General features: G+C 70.8%; 15 protein-coding genes and 2 pseudogenes. 11 read left to right on the forward strand and 6 right to left on the reverse strand.

Annotated elements, in window-relative coordinates:
• Positions 1-164: 164 nt before the first annotated feature.
• Together AB0F98_RS17305 and AB0F98_RS17310 are read right to left on the reverse strand one after the other, a co-directional pair.
• Positions 165-962, reverse strand: a complete 798-nt coding sequence (locus AB0F98_RS17305; RefSeq protein WP_357735887.1) for a GNAT family N-acetyltransferase — start codon at positions 960-962, stop codon at positions 165-167.
• A 1-nt stretch (position 963) separates the two neighbouring features.
• Positions 964-1737 carry a TSUP family transporter gene (locus AB0F98_RS17310; RefSeq protein ID WP_357735890.1) on the reverse strand — a complete coding sequence of 258 codons (774 nt, stop codon included), beginning with the start codon at positions 1735-1737 and terminating at the stop codon, positions 964-966.
• Positions 1738-2029: 292 nt separating this feature from the next.
• Between AB0F98_RS17310 and AB0F98_RS17315 the strand changes: the two genes are divergently transcribed.
• From AB0F98_RS17315 to AB0F98_RS17325, 3 genes are all read left to right on the forward strand, one after another.
• Positions 2030-2809 carry an endonuclease/exonuclease/phosphatase family protein gene (locus AB0F98_RS17315; protein ID WP_357735893.1) on the forward strand — a complete coding sequence of 260 codons (780 nt, stop codon included), beginning with the start codon at positions 2030-2032 and terminating at the stop codon, positions 2807-2809.
• A 144-nt stretch (positions 2810-2953) separates the two neighbouring features.
• Positions 2954-5050: a M14 family zinc carboxypeptidase gene (locus AB0F98_RS17320; RefSeq protein ID WP_357735896.1), complete on the forward strand. Its 2097-nt coding sequence runs from the start codon at positions 2954-2956 to the stop codon at positions 5048-5050.
• A gap of 71 nt (positions 5051-5121) precedes the next feature.
• A complete protein-coding gene (locus AB0F98_RS17325; RefSeq protein ID WP_357735899.1) occupies positions 5122-5757 on the forward strand; it encodes a fasciclin domain-containing protein in 636 nt (211 codons plus the stop codon).
• Between the two features lie 278 nt (positions 5758-6035).
• Here the strand turns inward: AB0F98_RS17325 and AB0F98_RS17330 are convergent, their stop codons facing one another.
• Entirely contained in the window at positions 6036-7280 is a 1245-nt protein-coding gene (locus AB0F98_RS17330; RefSeq protein WP_357735903.1) for an MFS transporter, read from the reverse strand.
• 72 nt (positions 7281-7352) lie between these two features.
• Here AB0F98_RS17330 and AB0F98_RS17335 point away from each other — a divergent pair, with 72 nt between their 5' ends.
• A complete protein-coding gene (locus AB0F98_RS17335; RefSeq protein ID WP_357735907.1) occupies positions 7353-8195 on the forward strand; it encodes a LysR family transcriptional regulator in 843 nt (280 codons plus the stop codon).
• A 96-nt stretch (positions 8196-8291) separates the two neighbouring features.
• On the opposite strand, the pseudogene AB0F98_RS17340 reads toward AB0F98_RS17335, so the two are convergent.
• Positions 8292-9272 (reverse strand): annotated as a pseudogene (locus AB0F98_RS17340) (tyrosine-type recombinase/integrase); the annotation flags it as partial.
• Positions 9273-9326: 54 nt separating this feature from the next.
• Between AB0F98_RS17340 and AB0F98_RS17345 the strand changes: the two are divergent.
• On the forward strand, positions 9327-9890 hold the full coding sequence (locus AB0F98_RS17345; protein ID WP_357735910.1) for an AAA family ATPase: 564 nt from the start codon (positions 9327-9329) through the stop codon (positions 9888-9890).
• 541 nt (positions 9891-10431) lie between these two features.
• Here AB0F98_RS17345 and AB0F98_RS17350 read toward each other — a convergent pair.
• Complete coding sequence (locus AB0F98_RS17350) at positions 10432-11550, reverse strand: VCBS repeat-containing protein (protein WP_357735914.1); 1119 nt, start codon at positions 11548-11550, stop codon at positions 10432-10434.
• A 372-nt stretch (positions 11551-11922) separates the two neighbouring features.
• Between AB0F98_RS17350 and sigJ the strand changes: the two genes are divergently transcribed.
• The 5 genes and pseudogenes from sigJ (at position 11923) to AB0F98_RS17375 (ending at position 14943) form a co-directional block, all read left to right on the forward strand.
• A complete protein-coding gene (sigJ, locus tag AB0F98_RS17355; RefSeq protein WP_357735917.1) occupies positions 11923-12813 on the forward strand; it encodes an RNA polymerase sigma factor SigJ in 891 nt (296 codons plus the stop codon).
• A gap of 349 nt (positions 12814-13162) precedes the next feature.
• Complete coding sequence (locus AB0F98_RS17360; protein ID WP_357735920.1) at positions 13163-13480, forward strand: cupin domain-containing protein; 318 nt, start codon at positions 13163-13165, stop codon at positions 13478-13480.
• Positions 13481-13572: 92 nt separating this feature from the next.
• Entirely contained in the window at positions 13573-14031 is a 459-nt protein-coding gene (locus tag AB0F98_RS17365) for a carboxymuconolactone decarboxylase family protein (protein ID WP_357735923.1), read from the forward strand.
• A 170-nt stretch (positions 14032-14201) separates the two neighbouring features.
• Positions 14202-14720 (forward strand): annotated as a pseudogene (locus tag AB0F98_RS17370) (SDR family oxidoreductase); the annotation flags it as partial.
• Positions 14629-14943, forward strand: coding sequence for an SDR family oxidoreductase (locus AB0F98_RS17375; RefSeq protein ID WP_357735926.1), 315 nt, complete (start codon positions 14629-14631; stop codon positions 14941-14943). The pseudogene AB0F98_RS17370 and the gene AB0F98_RS17375, both read left to right, overlap by 92 nt.
• A gap of 112 nt (positions 14944-15055) precedes the next feature.
• Here the strand turns inward: AB0F98_RS17375 and AB0F98_RS17380 are convergent, their stop codons facing one another.
• A complete protein-coding gene (locus tag AB0F98_RS17380; RefSeq protein ID WP_357735929.1) occupies positions 15056-15721 on the reverse strand; it encodes a TetR family transcriptional regulator in 666 nt (221 codons plus the stop codon).
• Positions 15722-15779: 58 nt separating this feature from the next.
• Between AB0F98_RS17380 and AB0F98_RS17385 the strand changes: the two genes are divergently transcribed.
• On the forward strand, positions 15780-16652 hold the full coding sequence (locus AB0F98_RS17385; RefSeq protein WP_357735932.1) for an SDR family NAD(P)-dependent oxidoreductase: 873 nt from the start codon (positions 15780-15782) through the stop codon (positions 16650-16652).
• The last annotated feature ends 17 nt before the right edge of the window (positions 16653-16669 follow it).

The raw sequence follows: 16669 nt of genomic DNA on the forward strand, positions 1-16669 counted from the left end.
CGCCCGGGCGAGCCGAGGCCCAGACGGCGGTCCCGACACCAGTGTCCGGACGGGCCGCCGTCTGAGGCCGGCGCAGCCGGGGCAGAGTCGGAGACCGGCAACCAACCGCGGACCCCGCAGGCGAACGGCGACGACCCGTCAGCGCCCGCCCACGACCGGACCCCTTACCGCCCTGACGCGTGCTGCTTCTGCGGGCGGCCCGTCAGGGTGTACTCGCCGTAGTCGGCGACCCGGGTGAACCCGAGCCGTTCGTACAGCCGCACCGCCGTGCCGTTGTCGGCCCGGACGTTCAACGTGACGTGCTCCACGGTGTCACGCAGCCGGTGACAGAGCGCGGCCACCACCGCCGTGCCCAGGCCACGCCCCCGCACCCGCGGATGGGTGGTGACGTTGCCCAGGGCCGCCACCCGGTACGTCGGCGACCAGACGTGCACACCGGCGACGGCCACCAGCGCCCCACCGTCGTGGATCCCCACGTACTGCCCGGTGTCCAGCATCCGCGGGTCGAACCAGTTACCCGGGTACGCCTCGGCGTAGAGGGCGTGCAGCTGCGGCAGGTCCGCCGCGCTCAGCGGCCGCCCGACCGGGGTGACCCGGTCCAGGCGCGCGGAATCGGTCAACGCCATCTTCAGATGGGCAGCCGGGCCGTCGACGTCGAACGCGGTCGCCAGCGCCGCCGCCAGGCCGGGGGAGAGGTGCGCGTACAGCCGGGCGGGCAGCACCAGGGCGAGGTCGGCGAGCAGCACCGCCAGCTCGCCGACGTACGCCGGCGCGGCGAACGCCAGCAGCGTCGGCGGGTTCACGCCGTGGTACAGCAGCGCCACCTGATCGCCGTGGCGGAACCACGAGGTGTACGGCCAGAAGAAGTCGTCCAGGTCGCCGAGCTGGTACGCGTGCAGCACCGGGTCCCGGCCGAGCAGGGCGGCCAGCACGGCGCGGTCGTGTTCGGCGCGGACCGGCACCTCAGCCGGCCAGCCACTGGTCGTAGCCGAGCTTGCCCACCAGGGCCAGCACCACCACCAGCAGCACCACGCGCACGAACCCGGCGCCGCGGCGCAGCGCCATCCGCGCGCCCAACGCCGCGCCGGCGATGTTGCACACCGCCATCCCCGCGCCGAGCAGCCACCACACGTGCCCGGTCGCCGCGAACACCACCAGCGCACCCAGGTTCGTGCCGGCGTTGACCACCTTCGCCATGGCCGACCCGTGCACGAAGTCCGCGCCGACCAGCGCGGTGAACGCCAGCACCAGGAACGTGCCGGTGCCGGGACCGATGAGCCCGTCGTACAGGGCGATGCCGATACCGGCGAGCGCCACCGCCGCGGCCACCCGGGCCGGGGTGCGCCGGTGGGGGAGGGACACCACACCCAGCCGGGGGCGCAGCAGCACGAACAGCGCCACCGACAGCAGCACCACGAGCACCACCGGCCGGTACGCCGCCGCCGGCACGGCACCGGCCAGCACCGCACCCACCCCGGAACTGAGCACCGCCAGCGCGGCGGCAGGCCCCGTCACCACCCAGTCGATCTTGGTGCGTCGCGCGTACGTCGCCGCCGCCGTCGCGGTGCCGAAGATCGCGGCCAGCTTGTTCGTACCCAGCGCCGTGGCCACCGGCAGCCCGGGCGCGGCCACCAGCAGCGCCGGCAGCAGAAGCAGCCCACCGCCGCCCACCACGGCGTCGACCCAGCCGGCCGCACCGGCCGCGGCGAGGAGTGTGATCAGCGATGCGACGTCCACGGGCCGCCATTCTTCCGACCCGCCCGAGCCCGTCGCCGCGCCCTGTGGCCAGCCTCACCACCCCCGCCGCCGCCCGACCGCGTGATCATGAAGTTACTGCGCCGACACGCCGATGAGCAGCGCAACAACTTCATGATCACCGGGGAGCGCCCGGGGCGCGGAGAGGGGCGCAGGGGTCAGCGGCGGCGGCGCAGCCACACTCCGAGCGCGCCGAACGCCACGAACACCAGCATCGAGCACAGCAACGCCTTGACCACCCGGCAAGACTGCCACGACGTCGTAGGGTGCAGGAGTGCGCCTGGCCACCTTCAACCTGCTGCACGGTCGATCACTCACCGACGGACTCGTCGACCCCGACCGGCTCACCGCGGCGGTCACCGCGCTCGACGCCGACGTACTCGCCCTTCAGGAGGTCGACCGGGACCAGAGCCGCAGCGGCAACCTCGACCTCACCGCCATCGCCGCCCGCGCACTCGACGCCCCCCACCACCGCTTCGCCGGCGCCCTCGTCGGCACCCCCGGCGAAGGATTCCGCCCCCTCACCGGCGACGACGACGGACACGGCGAACCCTGCTACGGCATCGGACTGATCAGCCGCTACCCCGTCAGCAAATGGCGCGTCACCCGCCTCACCCCCGCGCCCGTACGCTCACCCGTCCACGTCCCCGGACCCGGCCGCAATCTCGTCCTGCTCCGCGACGAACCCCGCGTCGTGCTCGCCGCCGTCCTGCACACCCCGTACGGCACCCTCACCGCCGCCGCCACCCACCTGTCCTTCGTACCCGGGTGGAACCTGCGCCAACTCCGCCAGGTCGTTCGCGCGCTACGCGCCCTACCCGCGCCCCGAATCCTGCTCGGCGACCTCAACCTGCCCGCCGGCGTGGTCCGGGTCGTCTCCGGCTGGCGACCCCTGGGCCGCCGCCCCACCTACCCGGCCGGCGAACCCCGCGTACAACTCGACCACATCCTCGGCGACCGGCACGCACTTCGCCGGCTCCCACCGATCACCGCCGTCACCACACCGCTGTCCACCATCTCCGACCACCGACCGCTCCTGGTCGACATCGGCTGACCAACCGTCAGCGGCACCGGGGGAGAAGACCCCTTACCATATCGAGACGCAAGATTCCCTCAAGATCGTTGATTCAATGATCCATGACGATCATGCTGGTCCAAACCGCGACACGGTCAACCAGCACAACGCCATGGAGGTCATGTGAGACGCCACCGCGCTGTTCTCATCGCACTGTCCACACTCCTCACCGCAAGCCTCACCACCATCGCCACCCCGGCCAACGCCGCCGAACCCCACCAGGTCACCGGCCTCACCGTTCATCAGGCCGACGGATTCGCCACCCTCGCCTGGCAGCCCGTCGACGGCGCCACCGACTACCAGATCGAACGCACCCCCGTCGACAACGCCGGCACCCCCACCGGCACCGCCACCATCGTCGGCATCTGGCGCCCCAACCGGCAGATCAACCAGGAGTCACCCACCTTCGCCGACGCAGGCTTCAACCCCGGCGACCGGTTCCAGTGGCGGGTACGCGCCCGCTTCGACACCACCGAACAGCCCTACTCCGACCCGGTCGCCGGCACCACCACCGCCCCCTGGGGCAACCCCGACGTCCCCGGCGAGCAGCTGCGCACCCAGTGGGAGACCACCCACGCCGCGCAGTACACCAGCGACACCGAGGAGTACGCCTACACCGCCGCCATCGACGAACTCAGCGACCGCGTCCGCGTCGTCGAGATCGGCCGCACCGTGAAGAACCGGCCGATCAACATGTTCGTCATCGGCTACCCCACCCCGCCGGCCACCCCCGAAGCCGTCGCCGCCACCTCACCCGCAGCCGTCAACTGCAACGTCCACGGCAACGAGCCCGGCGACCGCGAAGCCTGCCTCATCATGGCCCGGCAGCTCGCCTTCAGCACCGACCCCCGGGTCATCGACCTGCTCAGCCACACCACCGTTCTGATCGTCCCCACGATCAACGGTGACGGCCGAGCCGCCAACACCCGCGGCAACTCCACCGGCCAGGACCTCAACCGCGACTACTCGCTGATCCGCCAGCCGGAGACCGCCGCGTACGTCAACATGGTCCGCCAGTACCGGCCCGTCGCCGGCTACGACGGCCACGAGTACGGCAACTCCCGCGCCGGCGACCTGCCCATGCTGCCGCCGCGCCACCAGAACGTCGCCCAGCCGATCTTCGACGAGTCCATGGACATGATCGAAGGCCACATGTACACCAAGGGCGCCGAAGACGGCTGGTGGCCCTGCCCCTACGGCTGCGACGGCGGCGGCAACGTCGGCCTCGGCGAGGAAACCATCCTCCGCAACACCCTCGGCCTGAAGAACGTCGTCAACTCCCTGCTCGAACTGCGCAGCTCCGGCGGACAGACCCGCCCCGACGAGGGCAACGCGGCCAACAACCGCCGCCGCAAGACCTTCTCCGCGCTCTGGACCTTCCAGCAGTTCCTCGACTACCACCGCGCGAGCCTGCCCGACATCAAGCAGGCCCGCGCCGAGTCCATCACCTTCCAGGCCGCCAACACCGGCCGCCTCGTCTTCCGCGGGTCCCGACCCATCACCGCCCACCCGGCGCCGCACCCCGGCAGCAGCCCGCCGCCGATCGACGCCCCGCCGGCCGACCTCATCCTCGACAACGCCCCCTGCGCCTACCGGCTCACCGAGGAGCAGTACCACGGCGCCCGCACCGACGGCCCCACCGGCGCCGTCACCACCGCGGCCGAGCGCATCGCCGATCACGGCTGGAAGGTCATCAAGGTCGGCGACAGCTACTACGTCCCGCTCAACCAGCCCGAGCGAGGCCTCATCCCGCTGCTCCTCGACGGGCAGGGCGTGGAGAACCTCGTCGACGGCGAGCGCATCTACCCGACCAGCACCGGCCCCCACACCGGCCCGCTGACTGTCACCGGCTTCGCCTGCCTCGACGACGCCACCGTCACCGGCCCGGTCACCGTCCGTTCCGGCGCGGCGCTCGTCACCACCGGCACCACCATCACCGGCCCGGTCAACGCCACCGGCGCCGCCGGCGTCCTGCTCGCCGACAGCAAGATCACCGGCCCGCTCCGCGTCACCGGCACCACCGACGCGGTCTCCCTGATCGACCTCACCGTCACCGGCCCGGTCGACCTGTCCGCCAACCGCACCGACAACCAGCCGCTGCTCGTCGGCAACACGGTCAACGGCCCGCTGGCCTGCGCCGGCAACACCACTGCACCGACCAACCTCAACATCAGCAACACCGTCACCGGCCCCCGCGCCGGACAGTGCGCCACCCTGTAACACCCGATGACCGTGCCGGCAGGGCGGACGCGCCTCCGCCCTGCCGGCACACCCCCACAGGAGGAGACGCCGTGTCGTACCCCCGCACCAGCAGGCCGCGACGCGCCGGCGCCATCCTCGCGGCGGCCCTGCTGCTCGCCACCACCGCCTGCACCGACCAACCCGAACCGGCCCCAGCCGCCGGCACCGTCAGCGTCACCGGACCGCTCTGCCCCGCCCTGCCCAGCGGCACCGAACCCGGCAACCCCACCGCCCTCGCCGGCCTCCCCGTCGACCAGGCCCTGACGTGGATGCCCACCCTCACCACCTTCGAAGCCGCCCTCCGCACCAGCGGCCTGCTCACCGACCTCCACCAGGACGGCATCACCCTGCTCGCCCCCACCGACGACGCCTTCGCCAAGAAGTTCTCCGAAGACACCTGGGACACCCTCATGACCCGGGACCACGAGAAACTGCGCACCCTGCTGAAGGCACACCTCATCGCCGGCACCCACCCCCTGGACGAACTCGCCGCCGCCGGCACCACCACCACCCTCGACGGCGTCACCCTCACCGTGACCCGCACCGGCGACACCACCCGCTTCGGCGACACCGCCGACGCCGTCTGCGCCGACTACCTGGCCACCGGCGCCCGCATCCACCTCGTCAACGCCGTCCTCGGCCCCCTGCCCACCACCGCCGACGGCAGCGGACACCGCGCCCACTGACCCACCCACCGGCGACCCGAGGGTCATCGAAGACCAGTCGGCCGCACGGTACGCGCCATGCCCGGTCCCCGTGCGGAACGCCGATGGCGACAGAGTGCGCTCCCGCACCGCGCCGGCCTCGCCCTCGAGCACGGCGGAGATGCCACTGACACAGCCGGATCACCGCGGCCCGTCGAGCCCGGCAGACCGCGTGCGGCGCCGACGGCACGAGTGATCAGCGGCGCGCACACCGGGCCGGCTCAGTGCGCTACCGGGGGTCGCAGACACGAGCCAGCACCTCATACGCCAGGCCGGGCACGGGCCCCGCACGGCTCGAGGTCTGATACCCCGGCGCGGCCGACATCGCCGAACAGAGACCGCGATCGGGCGGGCGAACGGCGGGACAGCAGCCATCCAGCCAGCGCGGCCGCGAGACCGGCCAACCCGGCTGCCGCGAAGCCGCCCGCCGGCACGGAGACGCTGATCGCCACCCCGACGATCGGGGATCCGAGCGCGGAACCCGCGCTCAGCGCCGAAGATTGCAGACCTGTCGCCTCACCCCGCACGCCGGCCGGCGCCAGCCGGCTCACCGCGCCGGCCACCGTGGAAAGAGTCGGCGCGGCGAGAAGCCCCGCACCCACACCGGCCACGCACAACCAGCGCCAGTCACGGGCCAGCCCCGCGGGAACGGTCGCCAGTCCGAGCAAACCCAGCAGCAGCCACGCGGGCAGCGGCCGGGAGAGCACGCCGTACACCAGCCCGCCGACGATGGAGGCCACGCCATAAACTGCCACGACCACGGCGGCCCAGGACACCTGACCGGCTTCTTCGAGGGTGGCGACGACGGCCAGGTCGGTACCGCTGAACACCATCGTGGCGCCGAACGCCATCACCAGCACGGCGACCATGCCCGGGCCCAGCCACTCGCGGCGACGGGGACGGCCGGCCGCGTCGGCGACCACTTCGTCGTCGGCACGCAGCGGCGGGTTGAGCAGGGCCAATCCCGCCCCACCCGCCACGATCGCAGCGCCGACGCCCCACGCCACCACACCGGGGGACACCTTCGCTGTGCAGAGGATCACAATCGGTGGGCCCACCACGTACGACAGCTCGCCCTGCACCGATTCCAGCGCGAACGCGGCCCGGCGCTGTCCCGCCGTCGTCATCGCGGCGATCGCCGGCCTGGTCACCACCGAGGCCGGCACCATCAGCAGACCCGCCGCGAAGGCGGCGCCCAGCAGAATCCCGTACGGCAGGAACGGCACACTCAGCCAGAACACGACCTGAAGTACGACAGTGACCAGCAGGACGACACGTAGGCCCCGAGAGTCGATCATGCGGCCGAGCACCGGCCCGCCCAGTGCCATCCCTGCGGTCACAGCCGCCGCGACGCCCCCCGCTGCCGCGTAGCTCATGTCCAGACCCAGCACGACATACATCGTCAGCGCCATCACGTGCGCCGTGATCGCAACCCGGGCGAGCAGCGAAACACCCAGCAGCGACGCCATCCCGGGCATAGCGAGCACCTGTCGGTATCCAGTCACCTGCGTGACGCTAGGTTCCCCGTCAGGTCATAGGAAGAGGCTAGCTTGTTGGGGCTGGCATAATGAACGCTTATGCCCAGGGATCTTGAGACGGCGTTGCTGCGGTCGTTCGTCACCGCCGTACGGGCCGGCAGCATCAGCCGCGCCGCTACCGCGCTCGGACACACCCAACCCGCGCTCAGCCAGCAGCTGCGCAAGCTCGAGGGCGTCGTCGGCCGTCCACTGCTGCACCGGTCGCCGTCCGGCGTCTCACCAACCCGGGCGGGTGAGGAACTCCTGCCGTACGCCGAACGCATCCTCTCGCTCTCCGCACAGGCACTCACCGAAACCGGGCGCGCGCTCACCGGCCACTGCGGCGTCGGCCTACTCGAAGACCTCGCCGCGTCCCAACTTCCACAAGCCCTCGCCGACCTCGCCCGGCTACACCCCGGCGCGACACTGGAGGTGCTCACCTTCTCCAGCGCCGCGATGCGGGAGGCCTACGACGCGGGTCGCATCCAACTCGTGCTCGACGAGGTTCCGTACGTTCCCGGGCCGCCCCGCTGGACGGTACGCCGCCCGCTGGTCTGGGCGATCGGCCAGGGCGTCGACGTGGCCGCCGATCCGCTGCCGGTGGTGCTCTTCTCGAACCCGTGCCTCTGGCGTACCGCAGTGCTGGAAACACTGGAACGCGCCGAGCGGCGCTGGCACATGACGTACGAAAGCAACAGCCTGGTCGGTGTGCTCGCCGCGGTACGGGCCGGCCTCGGCGTCGCGGCGCTCATGCCCGCGAACCTCGAACCGGCCATGGCCTGCCACGACGAGGACGCCCTGCCCACCCTGCCGGACGTCGAACTCGGTCTCGCACGGCACCCGCGGACCGCAGGTGATCCGCTGGTCGATGCCGTCGAGACCGCGCTACGGCGCACGATCTGAGGTTCCCGGCTGGCCGCCGAGCGGCTCACTCCGGTTACGGGAGACCACCTCACCGCCGTCGTGCGGCCCGCCGGAGCTTCGGAGGTCCTGGGCGAACAGACCGGCCAACGCCCGGTTCGTACGGTTGGACCGCACCGCCGCACGCTGCTGACCGGCCGTCACCTCGATGTACGTCTGCGACGCCGTCAACGACGCGTGCCCCAACAGCCGCATGATCTCCGAAGCGCCCGCCCCGTCCTCGGCCAACCGGGTGGCGAAGGTGTGCCGCAACGCGTGCAGCCGCGCCCCCCGCGGAACCCGGTCGGTGATACCCGCCCGCCGATAACACGACTCCACCAGATACTGCAGCCCACCCCGGCGCAACGGCTCACCCCGCCGATCCACCAGCAGCGGCGAATCCGGCCGCACACTGCGCGCCCCGAACCGGCGCCGACGGCTGTCCACATACTCGGTGAGCACCCGATCCACGGCATCCTCGATCGGCACCGTACGTGGCCGCCCGCCCTTGCCCGCCACCTCGACCCGCCGCTCACCCTGGCGACCGGTCACCGACGTCACGCGCAGCGCCAGCAACTCGGAAAGACGCAGCCCGGCGCAGAGCGCCAGGGCCAGGACCGCCAGGTCCCGCTCGGGCCACGGGTCACGTTGCCGACCGGCCTGGCCGGCAACGGCGGCCAGCAGTTCCTCCGGGGTGTCCTCGCCCCGCAACGGCTTGGGCTGGGGGAGCGGGGCGCGTGGCCGCCCCACCGCCGGCATCGGGTTTCCCGGTACGACACCCTCGGCGACCAGGAAGGTGAAGAAGCTGTTCCAGGTGGACCAGGCACGATGGACGGACGCGGCGGCGCGGGGTGCGGCGAACCCGGCGAACGCCGCCCGCATGAGCCGGGGGGAGAAGGCGTCGATCGACAGGCCGTCGAGGGGGAGGGGAGGGGTGAGTGTCTCGCCGGCCAGGTTCGCCACGCTGCGCAGATCCCGCCGGTAGGCCTCCAGGGTATGGGGTGAGGGCTTGCGGGTCGCGCGAGCGGTCAGGAACTCCTCGATCCAGAACTGTACCGATTCATTCCGTTTGTCATGCATAAGGCATATTATGCATGATTTTCGCATTATCGGGCAAATCAGGGGAGGGTGTCCATGCGGCGATACGTGCTGACCGGAGCGCCGGGGGCGGGCAAGACCAGCATCGCGCGAGCCCTGCGGCAGCGCGGTTATCCGGTCGTCGACGAGGCGGCGACCGACGTGATCGCCGCGGAGCAGGCCCGGGGGGTCGCGCAGCCGTGGGCGGAGCCGGGATTCGTCGAGGCCGTCGCCCGGCTGCAGCGCCGGCGCAGGCTCGCCGAAACCCGGGGGCCCGTGCAGGTGCATGATCGTTCGCCGCTGTGCACGCTGGCCCTGGCCGAATACCTGGGACACCCGACCGGCCCGGAACTCGCGGCCGAACTCGCGCAGGCTCGGCGTGAGGCGATCTACGAGCGTCAGGTGTTCCTGGTCGGGTCGCTCGGTTTCGTCACGCGTACGGCGGCCCGGCGGATCAGCCTGGCCGACGCGGTGGCGTTCGGACGGGTGCACGCCCCGCGTCTACGCCGACCACGGGCACGAACTCGTCCACGTACCGCCGGGACCGGTGGCGCAGCGGGCCGCGTTCGTCGCGGCACATCTGAACCCCTGCTGAGGGAGGCCCCAATTTGGTCAACTTGACATAATGTACATTATCGAATCACAGTCGGGTGGTCTCTGGGCTGCTCGTACGGCCTGCTGTTGGGGCCTGCTTCGCGCGGCTGTCCCTTCTCATCCCGAGCGTTCTCAACAAGTTGAGCCATCTGCTCAGTGTTCTCAGTAGTGTGAGCCACTGTTGACTGGCGCGTGCTCGCTGGCGAACCTTCGTTGCTACGCTTCGTCATGAGCCGGCACTTCCTGCCCACGCCACAAGCCTGCCGCGCGACAGCGGCCAGCCGTCGGCCCTCATCCCCCGCCCCTGGAGGGCCTTGATCAGGGCCTAACCGTCCTGCAGGTCAGCGAAGACATCGGCGTGAATGGATCACCTGCCTGTGGTGATCCGCCACGAGTCGGGCGAACAGTTGTCCGCCCGACTCGCGCCGGTCCGCTCACACACCTGCGCACACGATGGCCGACCCGCGTGGGTGCTCAGTGACGTGATCAGCAACAACCTTGCGGTAGCGAAGAACGACCAGTTCTGTCTCGTAGGCGCGCTACCCCGCGCCGCCGCCGGTCCCGGTCCTCAGGCGGTGGGGAAGAACCAGACGGTGCCCGGGTACCCGTCGCCGTTGGGCACGGCGAGGTCGTCGCGGCCGTCGCCGGTGAAGTCGGCGGCGGTCGGCACACCCGGCCGGCCCTGCACCGGCAGTTCAAGGGACTCGCCGAACGTGCCGTCACCGTTGCCGAGCAACACGAAGACGACTGAGGAGGTGGCGAACGCCAGGTCGGCCCTGCCGTCGCCGTCGAAGTCGCCGCCCGCGACCGTCTCCGCCCAGCGCACCGGGATGGTCCGCGGCTCCGCGAACGTGCCGTCGCCGTTGCCCAGCAGCAGCCAGCCGCTGTCGGCGTAGCTGCTGCCACGGGCCGCCGCGATGTCCAGCCGCCCGTCGGAGTTGAAGTCGTCCACCACCACGCGGCTGGTGTCGTTGATCAGTTCGATCCGCTGCAGCGGGCCGAAGGCGCCCCCTCCCGTGCCGAGCAGGATGCCCACCCGGCCCGCGAAGTGCTCGCTGCCGACCAGGTCCACCAGACCGTCGCCGTTGAGGTCCGCCGCACGCAGGCCCTCGAAGTCGCTGTACTCCAGCGACACCGTCTGGCCCAAGGTGAGGCGTCCGCGGCCGTCGTTGAGCAGCACCTGCACCTGCGAGAGGCCGGTGAGCGAGACGGCGACGTCCACGTCGCGGTCGCCGTCCAGGTCCTCGGCGACCACCGCCCACGGATTGCTGGACCCGCCCAGGTCGATGTGCTGGGGCGCGCGGAAGCGGCCGTCGCCCCGGCCCAGTGCGGTGGCGACGGTGCCGCCGAGGTTGGCGGTCACCAGGTCGGCGCGTCCGTCACCGTTGACGTCGGCGATGGCCACCGTCATCGGCCGGCTGCCGGTGCTCACCTCGGCCATGGTCCGGAACCCGTCCGCGCCCCGGTTGAGCAGCACCGAGACGGTGCCGCCGAGTTCGTTGGCGACCGCCATGTCCGGCCGGCCGTCCCGGTCCAGGTCGCCGTGAGTGGCGAAGATCGGGCCGTACCCGGCGGGCAGGTCGACCCGCGGCCCGAAGCTCGCGGTGGCGGCCGCCGCGGCGGTCGGGGTGGCCGCAGCCAGCAGGACGGCCGCCAGTGACGGCACCAGAATGGTGCGGATACGCATGGGTGTCCTCCTCGGAGATGGCGTCCGGCGGCACGGGGCCGGATCGGGCAGCAGCATTTCCGGGGACGCGATAAGGGCGCGTTAACGGAGCATTAAGGACGGTCGTCGGGCGGTGGCGACGCGGCCATCGGGCCGGCCGCCCCGCAGTGCTGGCACCGCCCGGTGGCCGCGCTGAGGTCGACCGCGGGCACCTCCCGCGTGAGGGAAGTTCGGCTCCGCTCCCCCGCGTCCCGGACCTGCACGCCGGGACGCGGGCGCTGAGCCGTCGAGGTGCGGGGTGTCTCGTGTACCACCTTCCGCGCAGATGTCGTCGAAGGTCCCGGGTTCGGGTGGTTAGGCTGGATCGGCAAGCTGGAGGAGGTCGCGACCTGCATGGGTGACTCGCACGGGCCCGGACGATCGGAGCCCGCGGACCCGCTCGGAGCCGGATGGGAGCGGCACCGGCCCGCGGTGTTCGGGGTGGCCTACCGGCTGCTGGGCAGCGTGGCCGACGCCGAGGATGTGACCCAGGACGTGTGGCTGCGGGCGGCCGGGGCGGATCTGCGGGACGTCGGTGATCTGCAGGCCTGGCTGGTGACGGTGGCCGCGCGACGGTCGTACGACATTCTCAAGAGTGCCCGTTTCCGGCGGGAGACCTATGTCGGGCCGTGGCTGCCGGAGCCGCTGCTGACCGGGCCGGACGCGTCGCAGCCGGTACTCGTCGACGAGTCCGTCAGTTCGGCGATGTTGCTGATCATGGAAGAGTTGAGCCCGCCGGAGCGGGTGGCCTTCGTGCTGCACGACGTGTTCGGTCTCGAGTTCGGCCGGATCGCCGAGGTGCTGGACGTCTCCGTGCCGGGTGCCCGGCAGCTCGCTTCGCGGGCACGGCGGCGGGTGGCCGGGGCGAAGCGGTCCGCGCCGCGGGCGTCGAAGGCGGAGCGCGAACGGGTCCTCACGGCCTTCCGTGCCGCGTACGAGGCCGGGGACCTGGCCGGCCTGGTCAGGCTGCTGCATCCGGACGCCGTGTACGTCACCGACGGTGGCGGTAAGGTCTCCGCGGCTCGACGGCTCATCTACGGCGGCGAGCGCGTCGCCGAGGTGATGGTGCGTACGGGACGGCAGTGGCGCCCGGAGCGCATCGACTTGGCCGAGGTCGGCGGTGAGCTCGCCCTGGTGTTCCAGCGGGAGGGCCGGGTCTACTCCGTCGACACGGTGCAGATCACTGGTGGTCTGATCAGCGCGTACCGCAGGGTGATGAACCCCGACAAACTCGTGCGCATCTGAGCTGTCACACCCGGAGGGGCTACCTCGTCTCCCTGATGAGAACGGAAAACGGGCGACGAAGGATCAGACGCGAGCAGGTGGGGTCGGTCATGCGCAACGGCATGTGCTCCCGCCTGCGGTCGGGGCTGTGGGCCCGAGTCGCCCCTGCTCAGTAAGGACCTGTATGCGAGCCATCACTGGGCGAGGCCGGAGGGTCGGTATCGCCACCGGCCTGCTGGCTGTCGCCACGTTGACTGCGGCCACGGCCTGTTCGGCTTCCGACCAGCCCGCCCAGGCCGGAGAACCGACCACGGCTGCGGCATCTGCGTCGGTTTCGGCGTCGACGCGCCCCGCGGAGACACTCAAGCCGTTGCTTCAGCAGGCCCTGCCGGATGTGGAGGGTAAGACGTTCACCTCGGCGGTGGTCGAGCTTCCGCCGAACGCGAGTGCGGCACCGCACCGGCACGGCCAGGCGTTCGTCTACGCGTACGTGCTCGAGGGCACGGTGCGCAGCAAGCTCGACGACAAGCCGGTGACCACGTTCCACCAGGGTGAGAACTGGGTGGAGCAGCCGGGCGCCGATCACGTCCTCACCGAGAACGCCAGCCAGAGTGAGCCGGCCAAGCTTCTGGTCGTCTTCGTCTCCAACACCGGGGACGAGCTGAAGGTCGACGATCCGAAGTCGTAGCCCGGGGCACGCGCACTGGCAACACCCTGCACCGACCACCGCGAGGCGCGCTCGGAGGGCGCGGCGTGGATTACGAAAGGATCGAAGGAACCATGACTGAGGTTCAGCGGGTCAACATCGGCGAGCAGCACCCGGCGGCCTACAAGGCTCTCATCGCCCTGTCGTCGGAGGTGGATGCGGCCGCCGCGGCGGCGGGCCTCGACCCGCTCCTGGTCGAGCTGCTGCGGATTCGTGTGTCGCAGATCAACGGCTGTGCGTTCTGCCTGCGCATGCACACTCGCGATGCCGTGAAGAAGGGCGAGAGCCCCGATCGGATCGCGGTGCTGCCCGCCTGGGCGGAGACCGGCTACTTCTCCGAGACCGACCGGGCGGCTCTGCGGCTGGTCGAGGCGATCACGCTGGTGTCGGACGGGCACGTCAGCGATGAGGAGTTCGGTGCGGCTGCGGCCGTACTGACGGCGGATCAGATCTCGGCGGTCGCGTGGCTGGCAACTGTGATGAACGCGTTCAACCGGGTTTCGATCACCAGCCGGTACCGGGTCGTTAGCTGATTTCGACGGTGACGGCGGTGGTCGTACGGATTGCCGAGCCGCCGCCGTCGTGAGGGTAAGTGGTGGAATCAGTCGGGCAGCTGGTGCGGGTTGCCCGACTGGCACAAGGGTTTTCGGCTGAGCGCGAGCGGGAAGAGTGGGGGGATGCCGCTAACTCGCACAGCACGCGCATGAGCAGCACACGTTCGTTCGTTGTCACAGGTGCGAGCGGGGGCGTCGGCAGCGCGATCGCGGAACACCTTTCCTCGATCGGTCATGTCGTCAACCTCGACCCGACTCCTGCTTACAGCGCGAACCCTCGGGTGCATCAAGTCGAAGGTGACGCGGGCGATTGCGCCGCCGCCGCGGCTGCGGCGGTGCTCGCGGAGAAGCACGGTCCGTTGAGCGGCTGGGTGAACAATGCTGCGATTTTTCGCGACGCCGGCCTTGCCACGGCGACAGCGGGGCAGATCAGTGCGCTCATCGCGCTCAACCTGAACCTTGCTGTCGTCGGGTGCCACGCCGCGGTGCGGCACTTTCTCTCGCATTCACGGCCCGGCTCGATCGTGAACGTTTCCTCACACCAGGCACAGCGCCCCGTGCGGGGCGCTCTGCCTTATGCCACAGCGAAGGCCGCTGTCGAAGGGCTCACGCGAGCGGCGGCCGTCGACCACGGTCCTCAGGGCATTCGCGTCAACGCCGTCGCGCTGGGTTCGATCACGACGGCCCGGTACGAGGAGTACCGGCGCGAGAACCCCGGAACCGACCAGCACATGGCTGCTTTGCATTCCCTCGGGGCGCGTCGGTCGGCCCCTCGAGGTCGCACACGCCGTCGCGTTCCTGCTCTCTGCGGAATCAGCCTTCATCACCGGCGCCGTCCTTCCCGTCGATGGCGGCAGGGCGGCCCTCGGTGCCGACCCGGAAAGTACGTAGAGGCACCGGCGCAGCCTCAAGACGAGGGAACCTCGATACATCCGCTCCCCTGCCGTCGGGCACCGGGGTGGGCCGCCTCGCAGGTGCCCGGCCGGGTGTGGTGGCCGGTCGTTCACGGTCGCAGGGTTGTTCGCATTCCGGTCAGCAGCGCGGTCAGGATGCGGGTGAGCTGCGGTCCGACATCGACTGCGGCGTGTGCGAGTTCGGGGTGCGTTTCGTAGAGATCCCTGAGTGACGTGCCGGGTGCGGCCATCTGCCAGAGGGCTCCGGCCATGCTCGTCGCGGCGGCCACCACGTCGAGTGCCTGGAGTGCGGTGATCCCGAGGAGTCGGCGCAGAGCCTCGGCGATCGTGTCGACCTGGGCCAGCGTGGTCGTCTTGAACTGGTAGGCCGCCGCGAGCGACACGTTGCGTTCCAGGTTCAAGGGGGCCTGTGCGAGCAGGTCGCAGAAGAACGGCCGGTCGGCCAGTGATTCGGCGATGGTGGCGGCGACCGTGTCGCTGTCGACGGGGTCGAGGTGTTCGAGGCTTGCGCGGACCGCGGTGCTCCACTCCTGCCACTGTTCGGCGGTCAGGGTCAGGTAGATCTGCTCGCGGGTCTCGAAGTAGCGCAGCATCGCGGACTTGTGCATGCCGACTGCTGTCGCGACGTCGGTCAGGGTGACCTCCCGGACACTGCGTTCGGTGGCCAGTGCGCGCGCGGCGTCGAGGATGTCGTGCTCACGCAACCGCTTGGCTTCGGCGCTGCGCGCTCGTTGCCGGGGGGTGATGGGTGCCACCTCCGCAATCTAACACAACCGCGTTGCCTTATTAGTGAAACCGTGTTTTGCTACGGGTGTGACAAAGACATGGTTCATCACCGGTTCGTCTCGCGGCTTCGGCCGCGCCCTGACCACCGCCGCCCTGGAGTCCGGCGACCAGGTCGTCGCGACCGCCCGTACGCCCGAGCAGCTCTCCGACGTGGTTGAGCAGTACGGCGATCGTGTGCTGCCGGTGGCTCTCGACGTCACCGATCAGGCCGCTGTCGCGGCGGCCTTCGACGCTGCGCTCAACCGGTTCGGGCGGATCGACGTCGTGGTCAACAACGCCGGCTACGCGAACATCGCGCCGGTGGAGACCGGTTCCGAGGAGGACTTCCGCCGCCAGTTCGACACGAACTTCTGGGGCGTGTACCACGTGTCCAAGGCGGCGATTCCAGTGCTCAAGAAGCAGGGCGCCGGCACCATCGTGCAGTTCTCGTCATTGGGCGGACGGGTCGGAGGAAGCCCCGGCCTGGGCTCCTACCAGGCGGCCAAGTTCGCCGTCGACGGCCTCACCCGGGTGCTCGCGGCCGAGACGGCGCCGTTGGGCATCAAGACCCTCGTCGTCGAGCCCAGCGGGTTCGCCACCGACTGGGCGGGTTCGTCCATGCAGATGCATGAGGTTCCCCCGGAGTACGCGAGCACGGTGGGCCTGCGCGCCGACCGCAGCAACCCGGCGTTGACCGCCGGGGACCCGAAGCGCGCCGCGGAGATCCTGGTCCGCGTGCTCAATCGCCACGATCTGCCGTCGCACCTGCTCGTCGGCACGTACGCGGCATCGGCGGCGCTGGACTACTCGCGGCGGCAGATCGCCGAGGCGAGCGCGTGGGAGCAGGTCAGCCGGTCCGCCGACTTCGACCAGCCGTACCCGGTGGACTTCCCGCCGGAGGAGCCGGGGGCGGCCCATTGACGCTCCGTGACCGCAAT

This window comes from Micromonospora sp. NPDC023737 (assembly GCF_040639715.1).
Lineage (GTDB): Bacteria > Actinomycetota > Actinomycetes > Mycobacteriales > Micromonosporaceae > Micromonospora.

What these genes read in the sequence shown, in the direction of transcription:
- AB0F98_RS17335 (WP_357735907.1), top strand. Translation starts at nt 7,353, where the DNA reads ATGCCCAGGGATCTTGAGACGGCGTTGCTGCGGTCGTTCGTCACCGCC.
- AB0F98_RS17345 (WP_357735910.1), top strand. Translation starts at nt 9,327, where the DNA reads ATGCGGCGATACGTGCTGACCGGAGCGCCGGGGGCGGGCAAGACCAGC.
- AB0F98_RS17350 (WP_357735914.1), bottom strand. Translation starts at nt 11,550, where the DNA reads ATGCGTATCCGCACCATTCTGGTGCCGTCACTGGCGGCCGTCCTGCTG.
- sigJ (WP_357735917.1), top strand. Translation starts at nt 11,923, where the DNA reads ATGGGTGACTCGCACGGGCCCGGACGATCGGAGCCCGCGGACCCGCTC.
- AB0F98_RS17365 (WP_357735923.1), top strand. Translation starts at nt 13,573, where the DNA reads ATGACTGAGGTTCAGCGGGTCAACATCGGCGAGCAGCACCCGGCGGCC.
- AB0F98_RS17375 (WP_357735926.1), top strand. Translation starts at nt 14,629, where the DNA reads ATGCCACAGCGAAGGCCGCTGTCGAAGGGCTCACGCGAGCGGCGGCCG.